The following is a 25,105-nucleotide window of genomic DNA, read 5'->3' as shown; positions in this document are numbered from 1 at the left end:
TTAGAAGATTTGACTGTGGGAACCTCTCAAATACATTGGGCATAAGCTGATAATATATGTCGAATTGAAAGGGTGCTTGCTCATGTTTCCTTATCCTCAACTTCCCTATCCCGATTATAGGTCTATGCCCAACAGTTTTTATTACCCACCTTATTCTGATGGATGGTCTCCTTGGAGCAATAGTGCCATTGAATTTGATGAAAGACACCATTTACCCTCACAGCAACGGCTTACTTTCGTGCTTGTGCATGGTGCTTGGGCTGATGCTCACTTCTGGGATGGAGTAGCTGCAGAGTTGCGCAGTCGAGGGCATGACGTCTATACACCTGAATACGCAGGTCATGGCGAAGATCCGAATAAAAATGTCACGCATGCGATGATCACGCAGTCCGTCGTTGATTTTATAACAAAATGGAATCTACGTAACTTTGTTCTCGTCGGGCACAGTTTCGGAGGATCAGTCATTCAAAAGGTTGCGGAACAGGTTCCGGATCGCATAAAGCGACTTGTCTTCTGGGACGCGTTCGTACTGAAAGACGGAGAATCAGTTGCTGACGAATTCTCGCCCCAAATGATACAAGGTTTTGAACAGCTCAGAGCCAGTTCGAAGGACGATACGATTTTTATGCCGTTTTCCCTGTTTCGGGATTCGTTCGTTAATACGGCCACTTTAGAGGAAGCTAAACGGATGTATGAAAGCGTTACGCCAGAACCGGCTAAGCCGCTTTTTGAGAAACTGGATCTTAAAACGTTCTACTCGCTACCTACGCCCAAAAGCTATGTCTATTTCTACCAAGACAACGCATTACCACGAGGAGAGAATTACGGCTGGCATCCGAATATGTCCAGTCGGCTCGGGCAGTTCCGCCTGATTGTAGGCGACGGTGACCACTTTACGGACACGCGTACAAGGCCGGCAATGGTGGCGCAGAAGTTTTATGAAGCAGGTCGCGACTGACTACTGTATGCAGGATTAAGTTAATGATTAGCTTTAATAAATCATAAGAAGACCTCTTCGTGAGGATCAAAAAGAGCCAAGTTAGAATCAACTGAAAAGTGCTTTAAATCCTTTGTTTCAAGGATTTGAGGCACTTTTTTTCATCTTGTTCATTCTTAATGTGATTAGATCAACTTCCGAAAAAATGTATTTTATAGCACTTAACCTCTATTGGGTTAATAAATTTTGAAGTTCTCACTACCATCCGTGATGTTTTTTTGTAAATTAGAATAATTTATATAAAAAAGGGAAAGAAATATGTGTAAAAATGTTGGAGTTGATCGTTATGGAATTTGATAAAGAGTTAGAAATTTACTGCTACAGCTGTCGTAAAAAAACTGTATTTACACGTAAAGATATGCATAAAAAAAGTGGAGTAGATAGTCACTGTAGTGAGTGTTCAGGTATTTGGTTTGAATGGCAAAATCGAGCTGTAGAGAGAGAAATGGAAAAGTGGATTGAATATAACCAAAGGCTCATAAATTAACTGAATGTCTATTTTTAACATCCACTAGTTAAAAGAATTTATTACATTAATGATTGAGCTGTTTCATAAATTTAATCCCTTTAGTTTCAAAATTGGTTGAATTAAGCATTATTGAAAAGTTACCTGGAACAAAACTAGCAAGTTAACCACTTCTGGAGCAACAGGATTGATTGAGTATAAATGCGCTTATTAGTATGTACAAAAATGCTCGTTTAACCATGTACATTTTTGATTCCCACCTGCAGCCATACTAAGTTCTGTTATTGCGTTATCGGTATGGCAGGGAGATAAAATGAGTTACTTTTATTTTTCCTACAACGAATGGAAACAGGAAGGGAATGAGGCGCTTTACCTTTTTTAAGAATACGTTTGACAAGGATAGAAAATGGAAAGACAAGCGGCTCATCGAACGTCTCCGGGAAGCTTTGCTCTGCGCGTCAGCGGCAAAGCCCCAGCTGGAACTTTTAGTATAATTAATAGTATCTTCTAATTTAACTCTTGAGCTCGTTTTCCCATAAATGCTTCGGCGAGCGGATAAAATGAAGTTACGTCATCAGAATATAATTCAATACCTTGAAGGAGTTCTTCAGTAGCTAGATTAATTTCTCTATCAGCTGACATTACTTGCTCTTTTGTAGGAAGCGGTGAATATTTCTGTTTTGATTCAACCGAAGTGATGAAACTTGTGCAAATTCCGTACGCTAATAATTCTCTTAAACGATTTGCATTAAGATGCTCATAATGCTCTGCGGATAACATCATCTGATGCAAATGATGAATAGTATGTTGATAATCCTTAATGTCTTTAAGAATATTGGCAATAGACAGGTGTGACTCTATTTGATTTGGATCGATAGCAATAGATTTTTCAAAAGCTGCTATTGCAAGTTCAGGTCTCGCACCAGTAATGTATAAATTACCTAGTTTATTCCATAATAAAGCGTTGCTTGGTGAAGAGGAAATTAAATGTAAGAGATGTTCTTCTCCATCTGTAGCATATTTTGGTGAAGTGCCATCAAAAAGTTGCATTTCACCAAATTGAACAGAGTTATTTTCGTTATCGGGTGCCAATAGAGCTGCAATGCTAAACATATATAGCTCTGACGACTCTTCCCACTGTCCAGCAGTATTGCAATGCTTACAACGGAAATACCCAGTGTACTGTTGTTCTGGTTTCTGTATATTTTGGTTATTTGTAGGAACTTTGATGAACATGGTTCCAATATTATATTTGCCTGATTTGTTACAGCTTTTGCAAGTCATCATGATTTCATTTTTTTCATGCTGAGTCATTACTTTTTTAAAATTATCGACGACTGACTTTACATATGTCCCGCCTAAATACTTGAACGTAGGGGATGATGGGATTTCAGTGATTTCTTGATTTGTTAATGCTTGAATTAATATTGGGTTAATTTGTTTTCCAGCCATGTAATTACTCCTTTTATTAAAAGACCTATAACCTTTTTATTATAACTCAACTTTCGTAGTAAAAAAATCCTTATTAACACTTCATATTATTAGCTATTTTGATATTCAAAAATCTATTTGACTTTTTGACATAACAATAAAACATTCATGAGTTTTCGGACTCCCAACCCAATGATGAAAAGTTTTTTTACAGAAAAAGGGGATACAATCTAATCAACAAGTTATTATTCATTAGGTGAGCATCTCAAATGTTGAATAGATTTAAAGCTCATTATTTTATCAACCCAAAACAAAATATCTAAGAAACGAAAGAAGCGAAAACCTATAAAAAGAGTTATAATATAATAGGAAGAAACTCAAAAAAGAGAGATGGATTTTAACATGAATGAACAACTAGAAGATTGGATTACACGTTTTCAAAAGGAGAAAGATATAGAGGCCCTCGCAAACTTAAAAGACTATTGCTACTATATGATTGAACCTTTAATTGAGGAATTTACGGAGAAATACGGTGAAGATGCTGGGGAATTATTACGGTTAAAATGGGATAAGCGTTTTTATTTTATTTTTACAAAGTATCAATTAAATGTTGGGCTGCCTTTGGATTCTTTTGTTACAAATACGTACCGTTTTTATTTTATGCAGGTTTTAAAAAAGGCTGGTTATTGAATTACATATAGGGGAGTGTTTCAAATTTGAACATGGCTCCATTAAAAAATCCTTGTCTCGTGTTAAACGAGACAAGGATTTTTGTGTTTTATCATGCTCTTAGGCGAGAGATTAACTGCCTGCAAAAGCCTGATGGGTAAGTAGGGGGATGAAGAAACCCGCCCACTGATGAAAGTTTCACTTTATTGATACATCATATCTTCTGCAAGGTGGGTAAATACCTCACCGATAATGGAGTCTTCGTCATAAACGGAAGAACCTGTATTTTCCTCAGGTTGCGCAAATGGAATTTGAGCGATGATACTTGTCTGAAGCTCATCTGCTAATTTTTCTGCGCCACCTTGACCGAATAGATAGTTCTTTTCACCATTTGAATTTTCAAAGTAAGCCATGTTTTCAACAACACCAAGAATCGTGTGGTTCGTATGTTGAGCCATCAGACCCGCACGAGAAGCAACATGAGAAGCTGCAAGGTGTGGTGTTGTTACAATAATTTCTTGTGCTTGTGGAATCATTGCTGCCATATCAATGGCTACATCTCCTGTACCAGGTGGTAAATCTATAAGGAGATAATCTAATTCATCCCAATGTGTATTAACAAGGAAATTACGAATCCATTTGTTGAGCATTGGGCCACGCCACATGACAGGTTGGTTTTCGTTTGTGAAAAAGCCCATCGACATGATTTTTACACCATGACTTATTACTGGAATAGCTGTTTGGTCTATCATTGTTGGCTTTTGTTGAATCTTCATCATGGCAGGAATACTGAATCCATATATGTCGGCATCTAAAATACCTACACGTTTTCCAAGACGGGCAAGAGCTACTGCTAAGTTAATCGTCACGGTAGATTTACCGACGCCACCTTTACCACTAGTAACTGCTATAAATTTGACACCAGAATCGGGTAGAAGCATTTTAGGCATACCTTTATCCGTAACTTTTTCTGATTTTAAAGAAGCTGTTAAACTACGACGTTCGTCATCTGTCATAGAACCAAATGTAATGGAGACATTTGATGCGCCGATTGCTTTCAACGCTTCTTCAACATCTTGTTGGATTTTGGCTTTCAGAGGACATCCTTGAATAGTCAAGATAATATCAAGTGAGATATCCGTACCGTTGACTTGAATATTGCGTACCATATTCAAGTCAACGATGCTTTTATGAAGCTCTGGGTCATCGATTTTTTGCAAAGTTTTTAAAATGTGTTCGTTCGTTAGCATATTAGAAACCACCTTCCTATTTTAGGCCTTTGCCAAGCCCTTTTAAGAAGTGAACGCCAAAGTTTACAGCACGATTGACATCAGGATCGTTTAACATTTTGAATAACTTAAAGGCGCTAACTTTTTCATCCGTTTCAACGGCTTTGTTCGCTTCATCTAAGCCGGTATTTAAGCCTTCAATAAGCTTTGTTGTTGTTTCTGGATTCAATTCGGTTAATGCTCCTGCAACACCCATTAAGTTGTTGATGATATTCGTCACAGGCTTACGCGTTAATTGACCAAGAGCGATATGTGCAACATCCTCTTTTGCTTCAAGTAGTTTCGTAGCTGCCTCTAGCGCTCCAATATCATTTAATTCTGCCATGATCGTAAAGACCTGATTCACCATTTCTTCATTCTCAGAAAGAAGTTGCTTTAAATTCTCTAACTTTTCTTCTTTTAGTTGCTCTTCTGTTACTTGCGTTTTTTGAATTGTCGTAATTGGTGCAGCCATGAAATCACTCCCTTTCGTTAGTTGTTAAGTGAACGTAACCAGGACGATTCCATTTACGTTGTACCTCAACACCATTTTGTGGATGACGTTTTTTATAACGCGGGTTTGTTCTAGGAAGTGGAGATTTTCCTTTTTGTTTCAATACTTCTACGCGTACTTTTGTTTGTTTGTACGCCGGTGTCGATGTATTGATGTCTCCAGCTGGCCCCGTTAAGAAATTAATCGCTGAATCTTTGCTAACAGAGTTCATAGGTAAGAAAAGTTCATTTCCTTGTACACGATCTGTTACTAGGGCATTTAATTTTAATGCGCCCTGAGGAGACACTAAACGAAGAAGAGCTCCATCTTCAATGCCGCGTTCTTTTGCTAGTTCTGGTGATACTTCAACAAAAATTTCAGGTACTTTGGATTGAATACCTTTTGATTTATTTGTCATATTACCTTCATGGAAGTGTTCAAGCATACGACCGTTGTTAATATGGCAATCATATTGCGCTTCATATTCAACCGGTCTGATCCAATCATTTAAAGCAAAGCGAGCTTTTTTGTCAGGGAAGTTAAAGCCATCCTCATATAGTAAAGGTGTGTCTTTACCATCATTGCTACCCCAACAGAAGCTACCCCAATTTTCTAATACATCATAGTTCGCTTGCGAGAAGAATGGAGCAAGACTAGCCATTTCAGCAAAGATTTCACTTGGGTGACTGTAATTCCAGTCAGCACCTAGGCGACGTGCTACTAATTGAAGGATTTCCCAATCGGCTTTTGATTCACCAAGTGTTGGTAATACTTGATATAGTCGTTGTACACGACGCTCTGTATTCGTGAAAGTACCTTCTTTTTCAAGAGAAGGTGCTGCTGGTAAAATAACATCCGCATATTGTGCTGTACGTGAAAGGAAGCAATCTTGTACAACAAAGAAGTCTAATTGTGAAAGTACTTTATCTACATGGTTAGCATCGCAATCTACAAGTGCCATATCTTCCCCAACTAAATACATTGCTTTCATTTTACCTTCCATGATCGCATCTAACATTGCCATATTCGTACGACCTGGTTCAGGTTTGATTTTCACACCATATGCTTCTTCAAATTTCTTACGTGCTTCGTCGTCTATTACTTTTTGATTACCTGGTAATAGATTTGGTAGTGTACCCATATCACAAGCACCTTGAACATTGTTGTGACCACGAAGAGGGTAGGCACCTGCACCTGGACGACGATAGTTACCAGTAGCTAGAAGTAGGTTAGAAATTGCAGCTGATGTATATGAGCCACCTGTATTTTGTGTAACACCCATACCCCAAAGTACACATGTACCGTCAGCATCACGAATCATTTCAGCAACATTTATCAAAGTTTCTTTTGAAATGCCCGTTTCTTTTTCTGCATATTCTAGTGTGTATGTTTCAAGTACATCTTTAAAATCATCAAAGAAGTGCACGTTCTCTTTAATGAAGGCTTCATCATGCCAACCTTGATCGATCATGTATTTTGTAACAGCCATTAACCATACTTGGTCTGTACCTTGCTTTGGACGCATGAAAATATCAGAACGCTCAGCCATTTCATGTTTACGAATGTCGGAAACAATTAATTTTTGACCGTGTAACTTATGGGCACGTTTTACACGAGTAGCTAAAACAGGGTGACCTTCTGCAGGGTTTGCCCCAACAATAATAACAAGGCCAGCTTTTGCGATATCTTTGATCGTTCCAGCGTCGCCACCTATACCAACTGTGCGTAGTAGGCCATCTGTAGCTGGAGATTGACAATAGCGTGAGCAGTTATCAACATCGTTTGTTTCGAATAATTGACGTGCCATTTTTTGAATTAAGTAGTTTTCTTCGTTTGTAATTTTTGAAGAAGAAATAAAGCCGACAGAACCAGAACCGTGTTCTTTTTGAATGCCACCTAGTTTAGTAGCAATTAAGTCAAGAGCTTCATCCCATGAAGATTCAACAAATGCATCATTTTTACGAATTAATGGTTTTGTAATTCGTTCTTCAGAGTTGATGAAGTCCCAGCCGAATTTTCCTTTTACACAAGTAGAAATAGCATTTACAGGACCTTCAGAAGGTTGTACTTTTAAAATTTTGCGATCTTTTGTCCAAACTTCAAACGAACAACCTACACCACAGAAAGTACAAACTGTTTTTGTTTTCTTCGTACGTTTACTACGCATAGCAGCCTCGACTTCAGAAACAGCAAAGATACCGCTATAGCCAGGCTCGACTTCCTTAATTAAACTAATCATCGGATCTAATGTTTCTTGTTTAAGCCCAGTCATAAAGCCAGCTTCACCAAGCATTGATTTTTCCATTAATGCGTTACATGGACAAACGGTAACACATTGCCCACAGCCTACACATGAAGAATCGTTAATGGCAACGCCTTCATCCCAAACTACTTTTGGTCTTTCAGCTTCCCAGTCAAGAGATAATGTTTCATTAACTTGTAGGTTTTGGCAAACCTCTACACATTGTCCACATGCGATACATTGGTTTGGATCATATCGATAAAACGGGTGCGACATGTCTACTTCGTGTGGTTCGACTTTTGGTTGATACGGATATTTTTGATGTTCGATTTCCATTAATTCTGCTGTGTTGTGTAATGTACAATTTCCGTTGTTATTATCACAAACAGTACAGTACAGTAAATGATTTTCTAGTAGACGATCCATCGCCTCTGTTTGTGCAGCTTTCGCTTTATCAGAAGTAAGTTGGATATCCATGCCGTTTACTGCTTTTGTTGAACAAGAGCGAACTAATTGTCCATTCACTTCGACGATACATGTATCACAAGTTTCGATAGGATCAACAGATGGTACATGACAAATTTGTGGATGGGCGATGCCATTTTGATTAATGGTATCAAGTATTGTAGCTCCCTCAGCTACATCATACGGTTGGCCATTAATTTTAATTGTAGTCAAAGTATTTTCCTCCTTTTGCTCTTTGAGACTTATTTGACAACAGGTTAATACTTAGGATAAATCGGGAATAGAGTTACGAGTTTTATTTTGATTGTCTTGTTACTTTTAAAAAATTGTCTTGTTATAATGTCATTTCCCAATTTGTCCAATTTCTACACCAACATAGATGAAGAAACATTAATTATTAGTTGTCGATGTTGATATTGCTCAAAAATAAAAAAATCCACCATGAAAAGGCATGTACTAACATGCTATTTATTCATGGTGGATAAAATTCTTAACAGGCCTTGCTAAAAATTCAATCAACTTTTATTTTTTATTCAATATAACTATAGAATATAAATATTAAAACCACCATGCCTATAGTTCAAACTTAGTTGTATGAAACCATGACATAGGAATCAAAATACTTTCATTCCATATGTAATACCCATTATTATAGCCTTTTCAGTCAAAATGGACAATAATTATAATAAAATTTATTAACTGATAATAATTATCATTGGATATTTTCTCTTTAATTTTTATTTAAGTTGCTATATTATTAACAAACTGTATGGGTAACCCCCATGAACATAGGAAAAAAAGATTAATTACGTTGGGAGAATCGTTAAAATGTCAAAAAAAGTGCATGAGTTCAACGACATTATTCGAAAACTACGCAAAGATATATTTGGAAAAGGACCAGAGCGTATTCATACTGTTTTCGTAGAGAACATGGCTGTCTCAACTTTATATGGTAATATCACACCGACAGAAAAATTTATTGCGAGTACGCCTGAAGGGTTAAAAATGGTTCATGCTGCACGTACAAGAATGATTCAAGATTTGTATACTAAATCACCTCCAGAAGGCATGGAAGAATTGATGGGTACTAAGTTACTCCATTTATTTTCAGATATCAAAATTGAAGAAGATTTTGCTATTTCTGTCTTTGTTTTTGAAGATAATATTAGTGAATAGAGGGGATGCCATATGGAACGCGCAGTAACTAGAGAAATAATACGTGTTGAAGGTAATCAAATCAAAGAAATAGAAGATACCGTTGTCACAGAATATGCAGTCACAGTAAAGATTAATGAGCAAGAATTCGTGACGATGGTTTGCACACCAGAGTATGTAGAAGATATGGTTATTGGATACTTGGCTTCTGAACGAATTATTCGCGATTACGAAGATATTGAAGCGATTTGGCACCAAGAAAAAGAAGGTTTTGTGCATGTTAAAACAAAGCGTGTGAATCCTTACTTTCAACAAATTCAAAATAAACGTTACATTACTTCTTGTTGTGGCATGAGCCGCCAAGGTTTTGTTTTTGCTAATGATGCATTAGTAGCTAAAAAAATGGAAGGCATTCATGTGCGTATTACAACAGATGATTGTTTTCGTTTAATGCGCGATATGCAAGATTTGGCCGAAACATTCAAGCAAACTGGTGGTGTTCATAATGCAGCGTTATGTGATGCGAATGGTGTTTTATTAAGTAGAATGGATATTGGACGCCATAATGCCTTAGATAAAATCTATGGTTATTGCCTAAAAAACAAAATTAGCATTCAGGACAAAATTATCGTATTTAGCGGAAGGATTTCATCTGAAATTTTACTTAAAGTATCGAAAATTGGCTGTGAAATTGTGCTGTCCAAATCGGCTCCAACAGAATTAGCATTGCAATTGGCAGAGCAACTTGGTATTACGACGGTAGGCTTTATTCGTCAAAATGCACTTAATATTTATACACACAAAGAACGTATTCACTTACCTAGAAATTGATCAAAATGAAAGGAAGAGATTAAAATTACTAGTCTACAAGACCAACTATACAGACCATTAAGAGATTTAAGGATATCCGTGACAGATCGTTGTAATTTTCGTTGTCAATATTGCATGCCTGCAGAAGTATTTGGTCCAGATTATGCTTTTTTACCGTCCGATAAAATATTGAGTTTTGAAGAAATCGAGCGATTAGTAAAGATTTTCGTTTCATTAGGTGTGAAAAAAGTACGCATTACTGGTGGTGAGCCTTTACTACGTCGTGATCTGCCGACATTAATTGAACGTATACATCGCATAGATGGCGTAGAAGATATTGCCTTAACGACCAATGGCACATTGTTGAAAAAATATGCCAATGAATTGGCGAGAGCAGGTTTATCACGAGTAGCTGTTAGCCTAGATTCTCTAAATGAAGAACGTTTTTTCGAGATGAATGGCCATCGAGGAAAAGTGAAAACGGTATTAGAAGGTATAGAAAAAGCGGCAGAAGCGGGTTTACAAGTGAAGATCAATATGGTCGTTCAAAAAGGAAAAAATGAGCAAGATATCATTTCAATGGCAGAGTATTTTAAAGAGAAACAGCATATTCTGCGCTTTATTGAATATATGGATGTCGGTAATTCGAATGGTTGGCGACTGGATGAGGTTGTGTCGAAGAAAGAAATCACTGACCAGGTCAACCAATTTTCCCCTTTGCATCTTGTTGACCCTAATTATAAAGGGGAAGTGGCTACGCGTTATCAATATGAGGATGCTCAGGGTGAAATTGGCGTGATATCATCTGTAACAGATTCTTTCTGCTCCACTTGTTCGCGTGCTCGTATTTCGGCAGAAGGCACATTATATACGTGTTTATTTGCAACAGAGGGAACGAATCTCCGAGATTTGTTAAGGTCTGGGGAAGATGATGAAACCATCACCCAATGCATTTCGAATGTTTGGGAAAATAGAGAAGATCGCTATTCCGATGAACGAAATGAACAGACAATGGAAAAAAGGAAAAACTCAAAAATTGAAATGTCACATATCGGTGGGTAGACGAAATAGAGTGGTATTAGTTGCTGGTGACTTTTGTTAAAAGACAGAAAAAAATCGGCAAAATAATGCCGGATTTTTTCTGTTTATTTATGCACAAAGTCGCCACTTTTTCCGCCTGTTTTTTGAACAAGGTATGTTTCTTTAATGACCATAGATTTGTCGACGGCTTTACACATATCATAAAAAGTCAGTGCAGCAATGGATACAGCGGTTAGTGCTTCCATTTCGACGCCTGTTTTACCATTACATTTTACAGTAGCTTGAATGTGTAGTTCGTAACCATCCTCTGCTTTTGTATATTCAAATTGAAGATCTGTTCCTTGTAACATAATCGGATGGCACATTGGGATAATATCAGCCGTTTTTTTAGCGCCCATAATCCCAGCAATTTGTGCCACTTGCGTAGGGTCGCCTTTTTTAATGCCTCCCTGTTGGATAGCTTGATAGACTTCATCGGATAACGTGATTGTACTACGAGCGATCGCTGTACGGTTTGTGATTGTTTTATCTGAAATGTCGACCATTTTGGGGCGACCTTCTTCATTCCAGTGTGTAAAATTACTCATTATTATTAGACTTCCTTTCAAATGTTTGTAGCCAATCTTGTTGAGAATTGATATTGATAAATGTTGAGCTTTCTTCTTCAAATGGGACATAACATACTTGAAGTTGCTCTAACAAGACTTTCATACTTCGCTTGTTTTGTTGGACTAATTGCTGTGCTATTGGCAAAGCACTGCGTCGATATAAAGCAGCAAGAGGTTGTAATCTTGAAGCTTGTTTAGGAACAATCGCATCATAACGATCATCGATAAATGTGAGCATAGTTTGGACAAATTCTGCATTAATAAAAGGCATATCACTTGCTATTACGAAAAACCACTCTACTTCCGGAAAATTTGTCATTATATTATGCAAGGCAAACAGAGGTCCTTGATGAGGCTGTTCTTCAATGATCCAATGGACATTTTCTTCTACAAACGTTGATTGCAAGCTAGCATTTGTAGCAATAATTAAAGGCTGTAGTTGATTTTTTTGTAAGGCTATGAGACTGTGCTTATATAAAGGTAGACCAGCAAAAAATTCGAACATTTTCGGTTGACCATACCGTGAAGATTGGCCGCCAGCTAAGACAACACCAGCCGTTTTCATATGCGATTCAACTCACCGACAAAATGTTGCACAGTAGGAAGAATCAGTTTTGTCATGGCAAGTGTCACGGCATTAGTGGAACCTGGTAGTACATAAATAGCTGTTTTATCGCGACTACCCGCTGTTGCACGACTAAACATGGCTTTTGGGCCTATTTCTTCATAGCTGAGTGTTCGGAATAATTCACCAAATCCCATCATTTCTTTTTCGAAAAGAGGGAGAATCGTGTCATAAGTTTGGTCTCTCGGTGTAAATCCTGTTCCTCCTGTTACGATAATGGTATTAATGGTTTGATCATCGCACCATTTTTGTACATGGTTTGAGATTTCAAGAGGTTCATCTTTTGACATTTGGTAGTCTATTAATTCAAATGAAGCTTCTTGAAGTAATGATTGAATACGCTGACCACCACGATCATCCGCCTTCGTGCGTGTGTCGCTTACTGTTAAAATGGCAGCTCGTATAGGAAGTTCACTATGTGTGGGATGCAAGGTAAAAGACCTCCTTTTAAAGAGTTGATTTTTGTTTTTGCTGAAAAACATTGCTTTTATTATAAAGCTATATATTAAAAGGTCAAACTAAAATTCATAGAAAGAAAGGCAAAAATGTTTATGCATAATAGATATTCTAGACAACAATTATTCAGCCCAATCGGAGAAAACGGGCAGCTACTACTAAAAGAAAAGCATGTCCTGATGATAGGAGTTGGTGCTTTAGGCAGTGCTAGCGCAGAGGCTCTTGTAAGGGCAGGCGTCGGAAAATTGACGATTATTGATCGTGATTATGTAGAGTGGAGTAATTTACAAAGACAACAACTATATACCGAACGAGATGCGCAAGAAAAAGTTCCTAAAGTAATCGCTGCAAAAAAACGACTACAAAGCATTAACGCAGAGGTAGAAATTAACGAATATATTTTTGATGCGTGTACAGAGCAAATAATCCCACTGCTTGCAGATGTAGATATTATGCTGGATGCAACGGACAACTTCGATATTCGCTTTATGATGAACGATCTTGCACAAAAATATCAAATCCCTTGGGTTTATGGTTCTTGTGTTGGTAGTTATGGCGCTACTTATACGATTGTGCCAGGTAAAACACCTTGCTTACATTGTTTGCTAGCAGCGATGCCTAATACAGGGATGACATGCGATACAGTAGGAATTATAAGTCCGACTGTTCAAATCGTCGCAGCTTATCAAGTAGCTGAGGTATTAAAGTTTTTAGTAGGCGATGAAGAAGCATTACGAAAAAGTTATTTAACTTTTGATGTTTGGCAAAACCAACACTATGAAATAAACGTAGAAAAAATTCGCAATCATGACTGTCCATCCTGTGGCAAAAATCCGACCTATCCGTATTTATCATATGAAAATCAAACAAAGTTAAATGTACTATGTGGTCGCGATGCTATTCAAATACGTCCAGCAAAACCGATTCACTATAATTTTGATCAGCTCGCTATCAAACTTAGTCCCTATGGTGATATTCAGCAAAATCCCTATTTATTATCTTGCCAAGCAGAAGATTATCGTCTAGTGATTTTCCAAGATGGACGAGTTGTCATTCACGGTGTACAAGATATACAAAAAGCTAAAACCATTTATTATCGTTTATTCGGATAAAGGAGTGTTCTAAAATGTTAGAAAAAAGAAAACCAATTGCTGTTGGAGAAGCTGTTCAACGTGTCATGGAGTTTGCATTCCAAGAAAAAATAGAGGTCGTTTCACTACAGCAAGCACATGGACGTTTTTTAGCAGAAGATGTAGCTGCAGACCAAGATGTACCAGCCTTTAATCGTTCACCTTATGATGGCTATGCTATTCGCTCGGTTGATAGTCAAGAGGCAAGTTCGGACAATCCAGTAACCTTTAAAGTAGTAGGGGAAATTGGCGCGGGCTATGTATATGAGAGAGAAGTAGGTAATCAAGAAGCGGTGCGCATTATGACAGGAGCTCCTATCCCTAACGGATGTGATGCAGTCGTTATGCTAGAATTAACGCACACATTTGAAGAAGACAATCAATCTTATATGTCGATTAAACGCTCTTATGAAACAGGAACAAATATTTCCTATAAGGGAGAGGACGTTCAAAAAGGCGCAATTCTTATGGAAAAAGGACAATACATCAATCCAGGTGTTGTCGCATTACTTGCTACTTTTGGTTATGATCAAGTACCTGTTTTTCGAAAACCAATCGTTGGCGTAATTGCAACAGGAAGTGAATTACTAGAACCGAGTGATGCTTTGCAGCCAGGGAAAATTCGTAATAGCAATGCATATATGATAATGGCTCAAATTGAACGTGCTGGGGCAACCGTCAAATATTTTGGTAAGTTTAGCGATGATCTAAATTTATGTATACAAGCTGTTGAAAAAGCTCTTCAGGAAGTAGACATTTTGATTACAACAGGAGGAGTATCAGTAGGTGATTATGATTACTTACCTGCTATTTATGAAGCCATTGACGCACAAGTACTTTTTAATAAAGTAGCAATGCGACCAGGCAGTGTAACAACTGTTGCGGCTCGAAATGGTCAATTATTATTTGGACTTTCAGGTAATCCATCAGCTTGTTATGTTGGTTTTGAATTATTTACACGACCTATTATTCGTTCAGCTTTTGGTAATAAGCAACCACATTTACGTAGAGAGCAGGCTGTTTTAAATGCGGACTTTAAAAAACCGAATCCGTTTACCCGTTTTGTGCGTGCGAATGCGTCTTACGAAAACGGTCATTTAGTTGCAGTTCCTTCAGGGTTCGATAAATCTAGTGCCGTTTCTTCCTTAGCAGAAGCCAATTCTTTTATTGTATTACCAGGTGGATCACGTGGATACGAAAAAGGAATGCAAGTTGTTGTTTTATTATTAGAAGATTTGCAGGGAAGTGAGTGGCCATGGGGCAACATCGAAAAATCTTACAAATCGTAGGCTATCAAAATAGTGGGAAGACAACGTTAATGGAACAACTCATTACTCAAGCCACTACAGAAGGCTTTCGTGTAGGAACAATCAAGCATCATGGACATGGTGGTATCCCTATGATAGAAAGTTCAAAAGATAGTGTTCGTCATGAGAAGGCTGGCGCAAGTGTGACAGCAGTTGAGGGAGAAGGTACTTTGCGCATGAGCATTCACCAAAGTAACTTTCAGCTTGCTGATATACTAGCTATTTATGAAACATTTAATATGGATCTTATTTTCATTGAAGGCTATAAAAATGAAGACTATCCGAAGGTTGTTCTTTTGCGACAGGAGGAAGATGAATCCTTGCTAGAAAAGGTAGGCAATATCGTCTGTGTTCTTTATTGGCCGACATATCCACTTAGGAAACCGTTAGATTACCCAACTTATTCAATTCAAGAAAAAGCGCAATATATGGAAGTTCTTATGCAGGAAATGAGGAGAAAATCATGACTACATCGTTGTTTGAAATCATGGATAAACCAATTGATGTTGAAGAAGTTAGACAAAAAGTAACAGATCGAAATGCTGGTGCAATCACTGTTTTCATCGGAACAGTACGTGAAATGACGAAAGGCAAGAAAACACTACATTTGGAATATCAGGCCTATCCATCTATGGCTATTAAAATGTTCGAACAAATATCTAAAGAAATACAAGAGCGATGGCCAGAAGCGAAAGTAGCCATTACACATCGTGTTGGTCATTTGGGAATTTCGGATATTGCCGTTGTCATTGCGGTTTCATCACCACATCGTAAAATAGCCTATGAAGCCAATGAATTTGCGATTGACCGTATTAAACAAATTGTGCCTATTTGGAAAAAAGAGTATTGGGAAGATGGCACTGAATGGATTGGTGATCAATTAGAAAATGTCCCTTATCCAAAAGGAAATCCATCAATCAGTGAGGAGGAATCTTGTGATTAACATATTACTATTTGCTCACTTACAAGAAATAATCGGTGAGTCAAAATTATGTGTAGACCTGTCAGACCGAACAATTGGACAAATTAAAGAATGGATGGAAATACAATATCCACAAGTTAATTTACAACATGTTATGACGGCAGTAAATGAGGAATTTGCAACAGATGTAACAGTTGTAATAGAAGGGGATACAATCGCCTTTATTCCACCCATTAGTGGAGGATAAAAAGAAAAGATGTAGTTGGTACAGTTTACTTTGCACCGACTACATCTTTTACTATATTTACCCTGTAAAAGTAGGGGGAAGACCGTTTCACCTTATGCCTTAATGAGATGAACGCTCAGAAGCATAAGAAAGGAAATACCTATCATACAAATCACCCATGACCAAGCGAGCGACATGTTACCTGAACCAATCGCCATATAAATAGCAAGTGGCGTAGTTTGCGTTTTGCCTGGAAGGTTACCGGCAAACATTAAGGTTGCACCAAATTCACCTAAAGCTCGTGTGAAACTTAAAATTCCACCTGAGACAATTGATTTTAATGCAAGAGGGATAGAAATAAAGAAAAAGACTTGCCATTCGTTAGCACCATCAACACGTGCAGCGTTCTCAATGTCCACATCAACAGATTCAAAGCCAGTTTTAGCTGATTGATACATTAAAGGAAATGCAACAACAGTAGAGGCAATGACTGCGGCCCACCAAGTGAACATAACGGGTTGGTTAAAAAGCCATGTAATCAAGTTACCTAGTACACTGTTTTTGCCAAAAATAATAATGAGAAGAAATCCTATTACAGTAGGAGGTAATACTAATGGTAAAAGTAACACTGTTTCTAGAAATAATTTTCCTTTGAAATTGCGTTTTGCCATCCATTTACCAAAAAGAATACCTGCTACTATCACAATTATTCCTGACACAAGCGCTATCTCAATAGAAAGCTTAAGAGGTGACCAGAAATCAGTACTCATCTATTAATGAGTTCCTTGAAAGCCGTATTTTTTAAATACTTTCATCGCTTGATCACTTTGTAAATAGTGATAAAAATCTTCCGCTTCTTTCGCATGCTTACTATCTTTGATAACACCTACAGGATAAATAATAGGCGTATGTGTATCTTCTTTGGCTGTAGCAACGACATTGACTTTTTCTGACACAAGGGCATCTGTTTTATAAACCAAACCTGCATCAACATTTTCAGTTTCTGTATAAGTAAGAACTTGTCGTACGTCTTTTGTATAGACTACTTTCGATTCTACATTTTCCCAAAGGTTCATGTTTCTCAGTGTTTCTATACCGTACTTGCCAGCAGGGACCGTTTCAGGTGTACCAATGGCAATCTTATCAACTTTCGATAAGTCTTCAAATGATTGAATCTGTTTTTCATTTTTCTTAGGAACGATTAATACTAATTCGTTCGCTAAAAGATCCGTTCCTTGTTTTTTGTCGATTAAACCTTTTTGTACTAACTCATCAAACTTATCTTCTGCTGCTGAAAAGAAAAGATCAACAGGAGCACCTTCTACAATTTGTTGTTGTAAAGCACCAGAGCCACCAAAGTTAAATGTGATTTTAATATTATCGTGTTCATTTTGATAGGCTTTTTGAAGTTCTTCTAATGAATCTTGTAAACTAGCTGCTGCGGAAATTGTTAATTCAACAGACTCGTTTGTTTTGTTGTTGCTCCCTTGGCTACCACAACCTGCTAAAATACCAATCAGTAGTACCAATGAAGCTATTAAACTATAATACTTTTTCACTTTGATTATACTCCTTTTATAACTCGTTATAACAAGACATAACTAATTATAATTAGTTATGTCTAAAAAAGAAATACCAAATCGCTAGAAACTTTCAAGATGTAAAAAATATGGTTCATCACCAAAAGTTGTAGATGAGTTTTGTTAAACGTATACTATGTAAATAAGTTGATTGGAGTGGAGGCTGGGCGACTCCTTGGGGATTAGCAATAGAGGAACGAAGGCTAAAACCATCACGTCCTGTGATAACGCCTTCGTGACCAACATCGTGTTGGCCCAAGCGGCTCATCGGACGCCCCCAGGAAGCTTTGCTCTGTGCGACAGCAACAAAGCGCCCAGTCGGAACGGAAATCAACCACACGTTATGGTGATGGTCTAAAAATATTATAATTACGTTACTATAGAATCAATAGAAGCAGAAGGGGAGATTTTTTACATGTCACATGAACATTCCTATACGATTGAAGAGGTGGCTCAATTATTAAAGGTATCAAAATTAACGATCTACGATTTAGTGAAAAAGGGTGATTTACCCATTTTTCGTGTAGGTCGACAAATGCGTGTGGATAAAACCGATTTACAATTATATATACAAAAGAACAAGACAGGAGCAACTCCTGCTGCATCTACTGCCTCGACTTCTCCTTCGACAAAAAATAAAAAGATTATTATTAGCGGCCAAGATTTAGCCTTAGACTTATTAGGGAAATATATAGAGAAAAAACAATCTAATAAAGTGTTGCGCTCGCATGAAGGTAGCTTTAATGGTGTTATGGCGTTGTATAACGGAGATTGTGATATTGCGAGTTTACATTTGTACGATGGTGATACAGAGGAATATAATACACCTTATTTGAAAAAGATTTTTGTAAGTCACTCTTATATTCTTCTCAATCTAATTTCACGCCGTGCAGGTTTTTATGTTCAAAAAGGAAACCCATTGCAAATTCAATCAATGGATGATTTTAAGACTAAATCACTAAAATTGATGAATCGTGAAAAAGGCTCAGGTGCTCGTACTTTCCTAGATGAACAGTTACGTATTCATCACATATCTCCATCCTCAATTGAAGGGTATAACGAAGAAGAAATGAGCCATATAGATGTAGCTTCTGCTGTCGCAAAAGGGCATGCAGACATTGGAATAGGTATTGAAAAAATATCAAAACTCATAGAGGTTGACTTTATACCACTTATTAGAGAACGTTATGATATTGTCCTATTAAAAACACCCGAAAACCAACTGCTAGTTGAATCGGTAAAAGAGATTTTAAATTCACCAGATTTCCAATCAGAAGTAGTCGCACTAGGAGATTATGACGTCACTCAAATGGGACAAGTTATATATGAAACACTTTAAACTTCTTTTAGCACTATAAATAAGGGTGGCATTTCAGAAGATACGATAAATGCAACGTGAAGTGGTTGATTGGAGTGAAGTCTGAGCGACTCCTTGGGGATTAGCAATAGAGGTACGAAGGCTAAAACCATCACGTCCTGTGATAAACCTTCGTGACCAACCTCGTGCTGTTACTGAACGCTACGCTTTCTCACAGACAGAACACGTTGCTGCCGCTACGCTTTCGCACAAAAAACATCCGCCGCTAAAGGATTACATTGATCTAAAAAGGATTAAATATACCTCATAGTTGAACTTATTTTTGTAACAAAGCGGGCAAATAAGAAACTAAATTTTAGAAAATCTTCTTTTACACTAGACAAATGTGATTTTTTCTTATATATTAAGTATAATAAAATCGTTTTCAAGAGAACAATAAATTCACATATTACAAAGAGTAATCGTGTTTTGTTTGATGCTTTTTGTAATATGTGGATTTTTTCTTTTGAATTAAAATGATTTTACTTAAATATTATTAATGGAGGTCATGCAAAATGGCACAAGGTACAGTAAAATGGTTTAACTCAGAAAAAGGTTTTGGATTCATCGAAGTAGAAGGTGGAAATGACGTTTTCGCTCACTTCTCAGCTATCCAAGGTGACGGTTTCAAAACACTTGAAGAAGGTCAAAAAGTTGAGTTCTCAGTAGAAGAAGGCCAACGTGGACCTCAAGCTACAAACATCGTAAAACTTTAATTTTAATGATGTAACCATAGAAAAGGCATCCTTTCATTAGGATGCCTTTTTTTTATGCGAAAAAAGAAGTGTTGTAAAGAAAAAACGGATTGGTTAATAAGTGTAAAATTAGAACTTAATACAATTTAAATCGTATACAGAGTAAGAAGCATAAACTTTGAAGAGTAGGGGGATTTATATGAGTAGGAAAAATTTGATAATTATGATAATAGCATTTATTGTGGAAGTTTTAATTACGTATTTTATTGCTTCATTTTTCTCCGTAAGATTTATCGAGGTAATGTTTTTCACTGGTATAGTTTTTGCTGGGGGTACTTTTTACTTTTCAAGTAGTGGGGGAGCTATGTCTAGATTATTTGCATCTCAAGTTAGTGGGCAAACAGGCATAATTCAGAAAAGAGAACAGTTCACTTATCAAATAGGTCCGATATTTATTACTTCACTAATATTCTTTTTAATTGGGTTAGTATTCTTTCTCCTACTTGTTTGGGGAATAATTCCACCTAATCAAGCTTAAATAATGGGAAATCAACAAATTCTATTTACCCCAAATACCTATATAAAATTGCTGTAGACAAAGTTACATATAACTTTGTCTACAGACTCGAACATAAAAATCAATCGCTGAGCATTGCTTTTAATGTTCGTTTTTGCCATCCTAGCTTGAAGTATGCGTATTGTAATACAAAATGCACACAGAAGGTAGTAGGGTAAGCGATCCAAACGCCATTTAGTTCGAATGACGTGTAGTGCGATAAAATAAACGCCAATGGTACCTCGACTACCCAAATTGCGATGACTAGGAAAATTGTAGGCCACAAGACAACACCTGTAGCTCGCATTGTAGCTGAAACGGTTTGTGTATGGCCAAAAATTAAATAACTCCAAAACGCGATATATAAATAATCCTTGGCGATAAGTACCGTATCCTGTTTATCAATAAAGAAAGATAAAATAGGCTCCGCAAATAAATACATTATTAAAATAATCGCGCCACCTAAAATATAGTTAACGAGCACACCAAATTGACGAATTTTTTTAATCATATCCGTAGAGTTTGCCCCTAAAGCCTGCGCCACAAATACAGATGTCGCAATAGCAATACTCATCGCGGGCACCTGTGCATAGCTAGCGACCTGATTGACAACACCGTAAGCGGCAGTAGCATCGGAGCCGTAAACATTAACGAAGCCTATTACAGCAATTTCTGCTACAGAGATCGCAACCATACTAATGCTTGCTGGAATGGCTAATTTTAATAATGAAGCTAAAATATCCTTCTTTAATTTAAAATGCTGTAAAATCGATTTGTCTAAGCGTAAAATATGCTTTGTTTTATGCAAGTAGGCAAATAACAATATCATCGTCACCAAATTCGATAAAACAGAAGCATAAGCAGCACCGTTTAAGCCAAACTTAGGCAGACCAAGCCAGCCGAAAACTAATGGTGGTAGGAATGCGATATTTAAAATAACACTTATGACTAAAAATAAAAAGGGTGTTTTAGAATCACCTACACCACGCATAAAAGTTGTGTACACCATATACCAGAACATAATCGGTAGTGTGAAAAATAAGATTTGAGCATAGCTAATACTCATATCTAAAATATTTGCAGGTGTTTGCATAAAGCGTAAAATCCACTCAATGAAAAAGCCACCAAAAATCGCGACGACAATCGATAAAATCGTTGTAAAGGCTAAAGTTACCCCTACAACCTCCTTCATCTTCTCATGATTGCCAGCCCCATAAGTTTGCCCTACTAAAATCGAGCTACCTGAGCCAATCCCAATAGCAAATGCCATTAAAAAGAAGAAGAATGGAAAGAATGCTGAAATTGCCGCTAGCGCATCAACACCTAAATTGCGCCCAACGATAAACATGCCAAAGACTTGCCCTAGTGACTGCAGCACATTCGCTAGCATAATCGGGATTAAAAAGTTAAAAAAAGCTTTTTGCAGTTTCTTATCATCATGTAAAATTTGTTGGTTCATTTTTATCCCCTCTTGGGTTTTAATAACCCATTTCCTTTAAAATATGTGATAGCGTGCGCAGGCGTTCGCCAATTAGTTCACCATCCGCACTTAAAGCTTGACTAAAGAGCTTAATATCTTCTTTAATTTGTTCATTTTCTGTACATACTTCTACTGTCATTGCATCCCCTTGTAAGCCAACACGTTTAATAACAGGATTTTCTTCATCATATAAATGATCGTAGCGATAAGCTTCCTTAAAATGAAGCTGAGATTCACATACTAATATAGCGAGGTCAAGCACGCGATGAAGTGGTAATTCCTCCGATTGACGTGACCATTTACCACCTGTATGACGCCACACTTTAGCAGAAATATCAACCTTGCCTCTGTCATTCCATTGAGCTAAACCAAGTGAGAGCCCCTGTGCATCTGTATGATAAGCAGTGCGCCCATCTATATTGGCGTAATTTTCAGCAACAATAACAGGTTTATGCTTTAAATGTGTAGGTATTTTCAACAATTACATCTCCCTTTGTTAATTTAATTTTTAGTAATTTAGTAAATTACTGCATTAGTAAATATAACATTGGACAAATTCGGAGGTCAATCTTTATGTGGAAAATTTTTCATCTAATGGATTTCGTGATTAAACCAGTTATAAAGGGAACATCAAGATAATCTTCGCAATATTAATATGAGAATTACTACTGATTTGTTCGAAAGAATTTTTTGCAGGGGATAGCTATTACGATTTATAGAGAGTAGACCGAATTAATTAAATTGGTTAAAATGGTAATTGATTTACATAATGGGCAATTAATTAAGTATTATACTTTGAATATCGAAAAAACGAATGAAAGAGGACACTAAAATGAGGATCCAATCTACAAATAATAATTACATACATACGATTAGAAAAAGTGAGATTAATAGACTATCTCCAGATTTATTTTTAGATAAAAATAAGCTGGCAAAAGCAAAATATGAAATTAAAAGAGAAGGTGGTTATATTCGTCATTATGTAACTAAATTAGATGGGGAAAGAGTAATGATTAAAGAAACTAAATTACCAAAGGGGCATGATACAGATCAAAGCACAGGGGAGATGCCCGATGTGCTGAAAGATAACCTATTAAACCAATTCACAAAAACTTTAGATCATCAAACATCAGATGAATTATTAAAAACTGGATTAGCAGGTCAGAAAGCCAAAGAAAATTTAATATTAGCTTATCAAAATTCAATCTAGGTACATTAAAAAAAACGATATTTAAAAGGGGCAATTTAGGTGATTATTTATGCAAATTAAAAAGCGTTTAGGTTTATATTTCTCAGCTTTGATAGTCGTATTACTTGTAGGGATTGTTTTCAAAAATGTATTCATAAAAGAAGCAACAGTCAATCCGATAGCAGAAAATGAAGATGGGACAAAACAGCTTGTTTTTGATGCAAAGTTAACACGATTAGACGAATCATCAACAACATTTAAAGAATACAATGGAAAGGTCCTAATCGTTAACTTCTGGGCATCTTGGTGTGGACCATGCCAAGAAGAAGCTTCTGAATTAAGGGATTTTTATAAAAATAAACCTGAAAATGTTGAGCTGTTAGCGATCAATGCAACTTCTAAAGATAGTATTGAAAATGCCATGAAATTTCAAGAGTCATACAATTTGAATTTTCCTATATTTCTTGATTTAGATGGTACACTTCAAAAATCATTTGAAATATTTGCTTATCCAACAACTTTTATATTTGATTCTAAAGGTAAATTAATGTCCACGATAAAAGGATCGATTAATCAAAAAGAATTAAATAAATATATTGAAAACCTCTACTAATCTATAAACATTTCCTTTACGATGAGAGCACTTTTCTGTTGTCGTCACTTTTAAGAAAAGAGAGGGGATTATTATGTATCAGAGTTTAAATGATTTTTTTAAGTCTTGGGAGTTCGAGGCAAATTGTACACAGAGGTTATTGAATAATCTAACTGATGAATCACTTAAACAGGAAATAACGTCTGAAAATTGGACTTTAGGACGTATTGCTTGGCATACTGTTGCTGCAATTCGCATCATTAATTCAAATTCAAATTTAGCATTTGAAGGTCCAACCAAAGATTATCCTGTTCCTACTTCAGCACAATTTATTGCAGATAGCTATTCTCAAGTCAATAATGCGTTTGTGCAAGCTGTAAAAACCAATTGGACTGATCAAACCCTTCACGAGCACATCAATTTTTTCGGTCAAGAAATGCGAATTGGTACACTGTTAATGTTTTTGATTCAACATCAGAATCACCATCGTGGACAAATGACGGTTCTTATGCGACAGGCGGGATTAACTGTCCCAGGCATTTATGGTCCAGCTAAAGAAGAATGGACAAATTTCGGTATGGAAGCTCCAGAAATGTAGAACTAATTAAGGTGAAAATAGCAGTACTATCAGATATTCATGGAAATAAAGATGCATTAAAAGCAGTGTTAGAGGATATTAAATTGATAGTATAAAAGAGTAAAAGGACTTGTTGATAAATCGTAAAAACAAGTCCTTTATTTTATCATGTTAAATACTGTCGTGAGCTTTGTCTTTCATTGTTATTACCTTTAGTAAATTCTTCTTCTGGATAAATAAAATAACAGAGGCTTGAACTGTCATTGCTAAGACGAGCAGAATGAAGTGTGAATTGTTGCTGAAACTTATTGAAAGAAAATAAAATATTGGCGCAGACGATAAGTACGAAATGTATTGGTTTTTAGTTGCTAAATAAATTATGGTTGAAATACAGGTCGTTACCAAAAAGAGTTCGAGTAAAATCTCGATTGAAGCACTATCAATATAATTCAGTAATTCGTTTATATAGGACATATTAAAAAGACCCTCCTATTATATAAAATAATTTGTAATCATTATAATTACCTATGAAGCGACAGCGGCAATTGATATAAGTTGATTGGAGTGGAGACGGGGCTACTCTTTGGGGATTAGCGATAGAGGAACGAAGGCTAAGAGCATCACGTCCTGCGATAACGCCTTCGTGACCAACATCCTGTTGGCCCGAGACCCTGCAGCGAAGCGGATGTTTTCTGTACGAAAATCACCCAGTCGGAAAGAAAATCAACCACACGCTATGGTGAGGAGCAAAAAAAGAGACTTCCCTGG

General features: G+C 36.8%; 29 protein-coding genes. 17 read left to right on the top strand and 12 right to left on the bottom strand.

Annotated features, from left to right (window positions below):
- Positions 1–82: 82 nt before the first annotated feature.
- Together ACIQ7T_RS23600 and ACIQ7T_RS23595 are read left to right on the top strand one after the other, a co-directional pair.
- Complete coding sequence (locus tag ACIQ7T_RS23600; protein ID WP_402874018.1) at positions 83–958, top strand: alpha/beta fold hydrolase; 876 nt, start codon at positions 83–85, stop codon at positions 956–958.
- Positions 959–1,283: 325 nt separating this feature from the next.
- Positions 1,284–1,484 (top strand): hypothetical protein, encoded by a 201-nt coding sequence (locus tag ACIQ7T_RS23595; RefSeq protein WP_370075511.1) that lies wholly within the window; start codon positions 1,284–1,286, stop codon positions 1,482–1,484.
- A gap of 486 nt (positions 1,485–1,970) precedes the next feature.
- Here ACIQ7T_RS23595 and ACIQ7T_RS23590 read toward each other — a convergent pair whose 3' ends face one another.
- Entirely contained in the window at positions 1,971–2,915 is a 945-nt protein-coding gene (locus ACIQ7T_RS23590) for a tetratricopeptide repeat protein (RefSeq protein ID WP_370075509.1), read from the bottom strand.
- 381 nt (positions 2,916–3,296) lie between these two features.
- On the opposite strand from ACIQ7T_RS23590, the gene ACIQ7T_RS23585 reads away from it, so the two are divergent.
- Positions 3,297–3,584: a hypothetical protein gene (locus tag ACIQ7T_RS23585; protein ID WP_370075507.1), complete on the top strand. Its 288-nt coding sequence runs from the start codon at positions 3,297–3,299 to the stop codon at positions 3,582–3,584.
- Positions 3,585–3,766: 182 nt separating this feature from the next.
- On the opposite strand, the gene ACIQ7T_RS23580 is transcribed toward ACIQ7T_RS23585, so the two are convergent.
- From ACIQ7T_RS23580 to fdhF, 3 genes are read right to left on the bottom strand one after another with little or no spacing between them, the layout of a single operon-like run.
- Positions 3,767–4,813: an Mrp/NBP35 family ATP-binding protein gene (locus tag ACIQ7T_RS23580; RefSeq protein WP_370075505.1), complete on the bottom strand. Its 1,047-nt coding sequence runs from the start codon at positions 4,811–4,813 to the stop codon at positions 3,767–3,769.
- 16 nt (positions 4,814–4,829) lie between these two features.
- On the bottom strand, positions 4,830–5,306 hold the full coding sequence (locus ACIQ7T_RS23575) for a helical membrane plugin domain-containing protein (protein WP_402874013.1): 477 nt from the start codon (positions 5,304–5,306) through the stop codon (positions 4,830–4,832).
- Between the two features lie 4 nt (positions 5,307–5,310).
- Positions 5,311–8,244: a formate dehydrogenase subunit alpha gene (gene fdhF / locus ACIQ7T_RS23570; protein WP_402874010.1), complete on the bottom strand. Its 2,934-nt coding sequence runs from the start codon at positions 8,242–8,244 to the stop codon at positions 5,311–5,313.
- A gap of 615 nt (positions 8,245–8,859) precedes the next feature.
- On the opposite strand from fdhF, the gene ACIQ7T_RS23565 reads away from it, so the two are divergent.
- The 3 genes from ACIQ7T_RS23565 to moaA are packed head-to-tail and all read left to right on the top strand — an operon-like array spanning position 8,860 to position 11,058.
- Positions 8,860–9,207, top strand: a complete 348-nt coding sequence (locus ACIQ7T_RS23565) for a Na-translocating system protein MpsC family protein (protein ID WP_049667590.1) — start codon at positions 8,860–8,862, stop codon at positions 9,205–9,207.
- 12 nt (positions 9,208–9,219) lie between these two features.
- Positions 9,220–10,017, top strand: coding sequence for a formate dehydrogenase accessory sulfurtransferase FdhD (gene fdhD / locus ACIQ7T_RS23560; RefSeq protein WP_370075500.1), 798 nt, complete (start codon positions 9,220–9,222; stop codon positions 10,015–10,017).
- Positions 10,018–10,041: 24 nt separating this feature from the next.
- The gene (gene moaA / locus ACIQ7T_RS23555) at positions 10,042–11,058 is read left to right on the top strand and encodes a GTP 3',8-cyclase MoaA (protein ID WP_402874088.1); all 1,017 of its coding nucleotides are present in this window, start codon (positions 10,042–10,044) and stop codon (positions 11,056–11,058) included.
- A gap of 83 nt (positions 11,059–11,141) precedes the next feature.
- Here moaA and moaC read toward each other — a convergent pair whose 3' ends face one another.
- From moaC to ACIQ7T_RS23540, 3 genes are read right to left on the bottom strand one after another with little or no spacing between them, the layout of a single operon-like run.
- Positions 11,142–11,624 carry a cyclic pyranopterin monophosphate synthase MoaC gene (gene moaC, locus ACIQ7T_RS23550; protein WP_370075498.1) on the bottom strand — a complete coding sequence of 161 codons (483 nt, stop codon included), beginning with the start codon at positions 11,622–11,624 and terminating at the stop codon, positions 11,142–11,144.
- Positions 11,617–12,210: a molybdenum cofactor guanylyltransferase gene (locus tag ACIQ7T_RS23545; RefSeq protein WP_402874006.1), complete on the bottom strand. Its 594-nt coding sequence runs from the start codon at positions 12,208–12,210 to the stop codon at positions 11,617–11,619. The genes moaC and ACIQ7T_RS23545 overlap by 8 nt, the downstream gene beginning before the upstream one ends.
- Entirely contained in the window at positions 12,207–12,701 is a 495-nt protein-coding gene (locus ACIQ7T_RS23540; RefSeq protein WP_402874004.1) for a MogA/MoaB family molybdenum cofactor biosynthesis protein, read from the bottom strand. The genes ACIQ7T_RS23545 and ACIQ7T_RS23540 overlap by 4 nt, the downstream gene beginning before the upstream one ends.
- A gap of 120 nt (positions 12,702–12,821) precedes the next feature.
- On the opposite strand from ACIQ7T_RS23540, the gene ACIQ7T_RS23535 reads away from it, so the two are divergent.
- The 5 genes from ACIQ7T_RS23535 to moaD are packed head-to-tail and all read left to right on the top strand — an operon-like array spanning position 12,822 to position 16,332.
- Positions 12,822–13,838, top strand: a complete 1,017-nt coding sequence (locus ACIQ7T_RS23535; protein WP_402874085.1) for a thiazole biosynthesis adenylyltransferase ThiF — start codon at positions 12,822–12,824, stop codon at positions 13,836–13,838.
- Between the two features lie 14 nt (positions 13,839–13,852).
- The gene (locus ACIQ7T_RS23530; protein WP_402874001.1) at positions 13,853–15,145 is read left to right on the top strand and encodes a molybdopterin molybdotransferase MoeA; all 1,293 of its coding nucleotides are present in this window, start codon (positions 13,853–13,855) and stop codon (positions 15,143–15,145) included.
- Positions 15,112–15,630, top strand: coding sequence for a molybdopterin-guanine dinucleotide biosynthesis protein B (gene mobB, locus ACIQ7T_RS23525; protein ID WP_402873998.1), 519 nt, complete (start codon positions 15,112–15,114; stop codon positions 15,628–15,630). Before ACIQ7T_RS23530 ends, mobB begins: the two co-directional genes overlap by 34 nt.
- Positions 15,627–16,106: a molybdenum cofactor biosynthesis protein MoaE gene (locus ACIQ7T_RS23520; protein ID WP_402873996.1), complete on the top strand. Its 480-nt coding sequence runs from the start codon at positions 15,627–15,629 to the stop codon at positions 16,104–16,106. Before mobB ends, ACIQ7T_RS23520 begins: the two co-directional genes overlap by 4 nt.
- Positions 16,099–16,332, top strand: coding sequence for a molybdopterin converting factor subunit 1 (gene moaD / locus ACIQ7T_RS23515; protein WP_402873993.1), 234 nt, complete (start codon positions 16,099–16,101; stop codon positions 16,330–16,332). Before ACIQ7T_RS23520 ends, moaD begins: the two co-directional genes overlap by 8 nt.
- 92 nt (positions 16,333–16,424) lie before the next feature.
- Here moaD and modB read toward each other — a convergent pair whose 3' ends face one another.
- From modB to ACIQ7T_RS23500, 3 genes are all read right to left on the bottom strand, one after another.
- Positions 16,425–17,081 carry a molybdate ABC transporter permease subunit gene (gene modB, locus ACIQ7T_RS23510; RefSeq protein WP_402873990.1) on the bottom strand — a complete coding sequence of 219 codons (657 nt, stop codon included), beginning with the start codon at positions 17,079–17,081 and terminating at the stop codon, positions 16,425–16,427.
- 3 nt (positions 17,082–17,084) lie between these two features.
- Entirely contained in the window at positions 17,085–17,870 is a 786-nt protein-coding gene (modA, locus tag ACIQ7T_RS23505; protein WP_370075481.1) for a molybdate ABC transporter substrate-binding protein, read from the bottom strand.
- Positions 17,871–17,988: 118 nt separating this feature from the next.
- The gene (locus ACIQ7T_RS23500) at positions 17,989–18,159 is read right to left on the bottom strand and encodes a hypothetical protein (protein ID WP_402873987.1); all 171 of its coding nucleotides are present in this window, start codon (positions 18,157–18,159) and stop codon (positions 17,989–17,991) included.
- Between the two features lie 147 nt (positions 18,160–18,306).
- On the opposite strand from ACIQ7T_RS23500, the gene ACIQ7T_RS23495 reads away from it, so the two are divergent.
- The 3 genes from ACIQ7T_RS23495 to ACIQ7T_RS23485 all read left to right on the top strand — a co-directional run bounded on the left by ACIQ7T_RS23495 (position 18,307) and on the right by ACIQ7T_RS23485 (position 20,481).
- Entirely contained in the window at positions 18,307–19,230 is a 924-nt protein-coding gene (locus ACIQ7T_RS23495; protein WP_370075479.1) for a substrate-binding domain-containing protein, read from the top strand.
- Between the two features lie 533 nt (positions 19,231–19,763).
- Positions 19,764–19,964, top strand: coding sequence for a cold-shock protein (locus ACIQ7T_RS23490; protein WP_049667605.1), 201 nt, complete (start codon positions 19,764–19,766; stop codon positions 19,962–19,964).
- A 178-nt stretch (positions 19,965–20,142) separates the two neighbouring features.
- Positions 20,143–20,481: a hypothetical protein gene (locus tag ACIQ7T_RS23485; protein WP_402873983.1), complete on the top strand. Its 339-nt coding sequence runs from the start codon at positions 20,143–20,145 to the stop codon at positions 20,479–20,481.
- Positions 20,482–20,581: 100 nt separating this feature from the next.
- Here the strand turns inward: ACIQ7T_RS23485 and ACIQ7T_RS23480 are convergent, their stop codons facing one another.
- Together ACIQ7T_RS23480 and ACIQ7T_RS23475 are read right to left on the bottom strand one after the other, a co-directional pair.
- Entirely contained in the window at positions 20,582–21,958 is a 1,377-nt protein-coding gene (locus ACIQ7T_RS23480) for an MATE family efflux transporter (protein ID WP_370075475.1), read from the bottom strand.
- Between the two features lie 19 nt (positions 21,959–21,977).
- Positions 21,978–22,457 (bottom strand): DUF6530 family protein, encoded by a 480-nt coding sequence (locus ACIQ7T_RS23475; protein ID WP_370075473.1) that lies wholly within the window; start codon positions 22,455–22,457, stop codon positions 21,978–21,980.
- A 354-nt stretch (positions 22,458–22,811) separates the two neighbouring features.
- Here ACIQ7T_RS23475 and ACIQ7T_RS23470 point away from each other — a divergent pair, with 354 nt between their 5' ends.
- From ACIQ7T_RS23470 to ACIQ7T_RS23460, 3 genes are all read left to right on the top strand, one after another.
- The gene (locus ACIQ7T_RS23470; RefSeq protein ID WP_370075472.1) at positions 22,812–23,189 is read left to right on the top strand and encodes a hypothetical protein; all 378 of its coding nucleotides are present in this window, start codon (positions 22,812–22,814) and stop codon (positions 23,187–23,189) included.
- 49 nt (positions 23,190–23,238) lie between these two features.
- Entirely contained in the window at positions 23,239–23,781 is a 543-nt protein-coding gene (locus tag ACIQ7T_RS23465; protein ID WP_402873979.1) for a TlpA family protein disulfide reductase, read from the top strand.
- A 73-nt stretch (positions 23,782–23,854) separates the two neighbouring features.
- A complete protein-coding gene (locus ACIQ7T_RS23460; RefSeq protein WP_370075468.1) occupies positions 23,855–24,358 on the top strand; it encodes a DinB family protein in 504 nt (167 codons plus the stop codon).
- The last annotated feature ends 747 nt before the right edge of the window (positions 24,359–25,105 follow it).

Source organism: Lysinibacillus sp. NPDC096212 (genome assembly GCF_044763105.1).
GTDB lineage: Bacteria > Bacillota > Bacilli > Bacillales_A > Planococcaceae > Lysinibacillus.
Note: the sequence above shows the minus strand (reverse complement) of the source record. Positions and strands in the feature narration are given on the sequence as shown.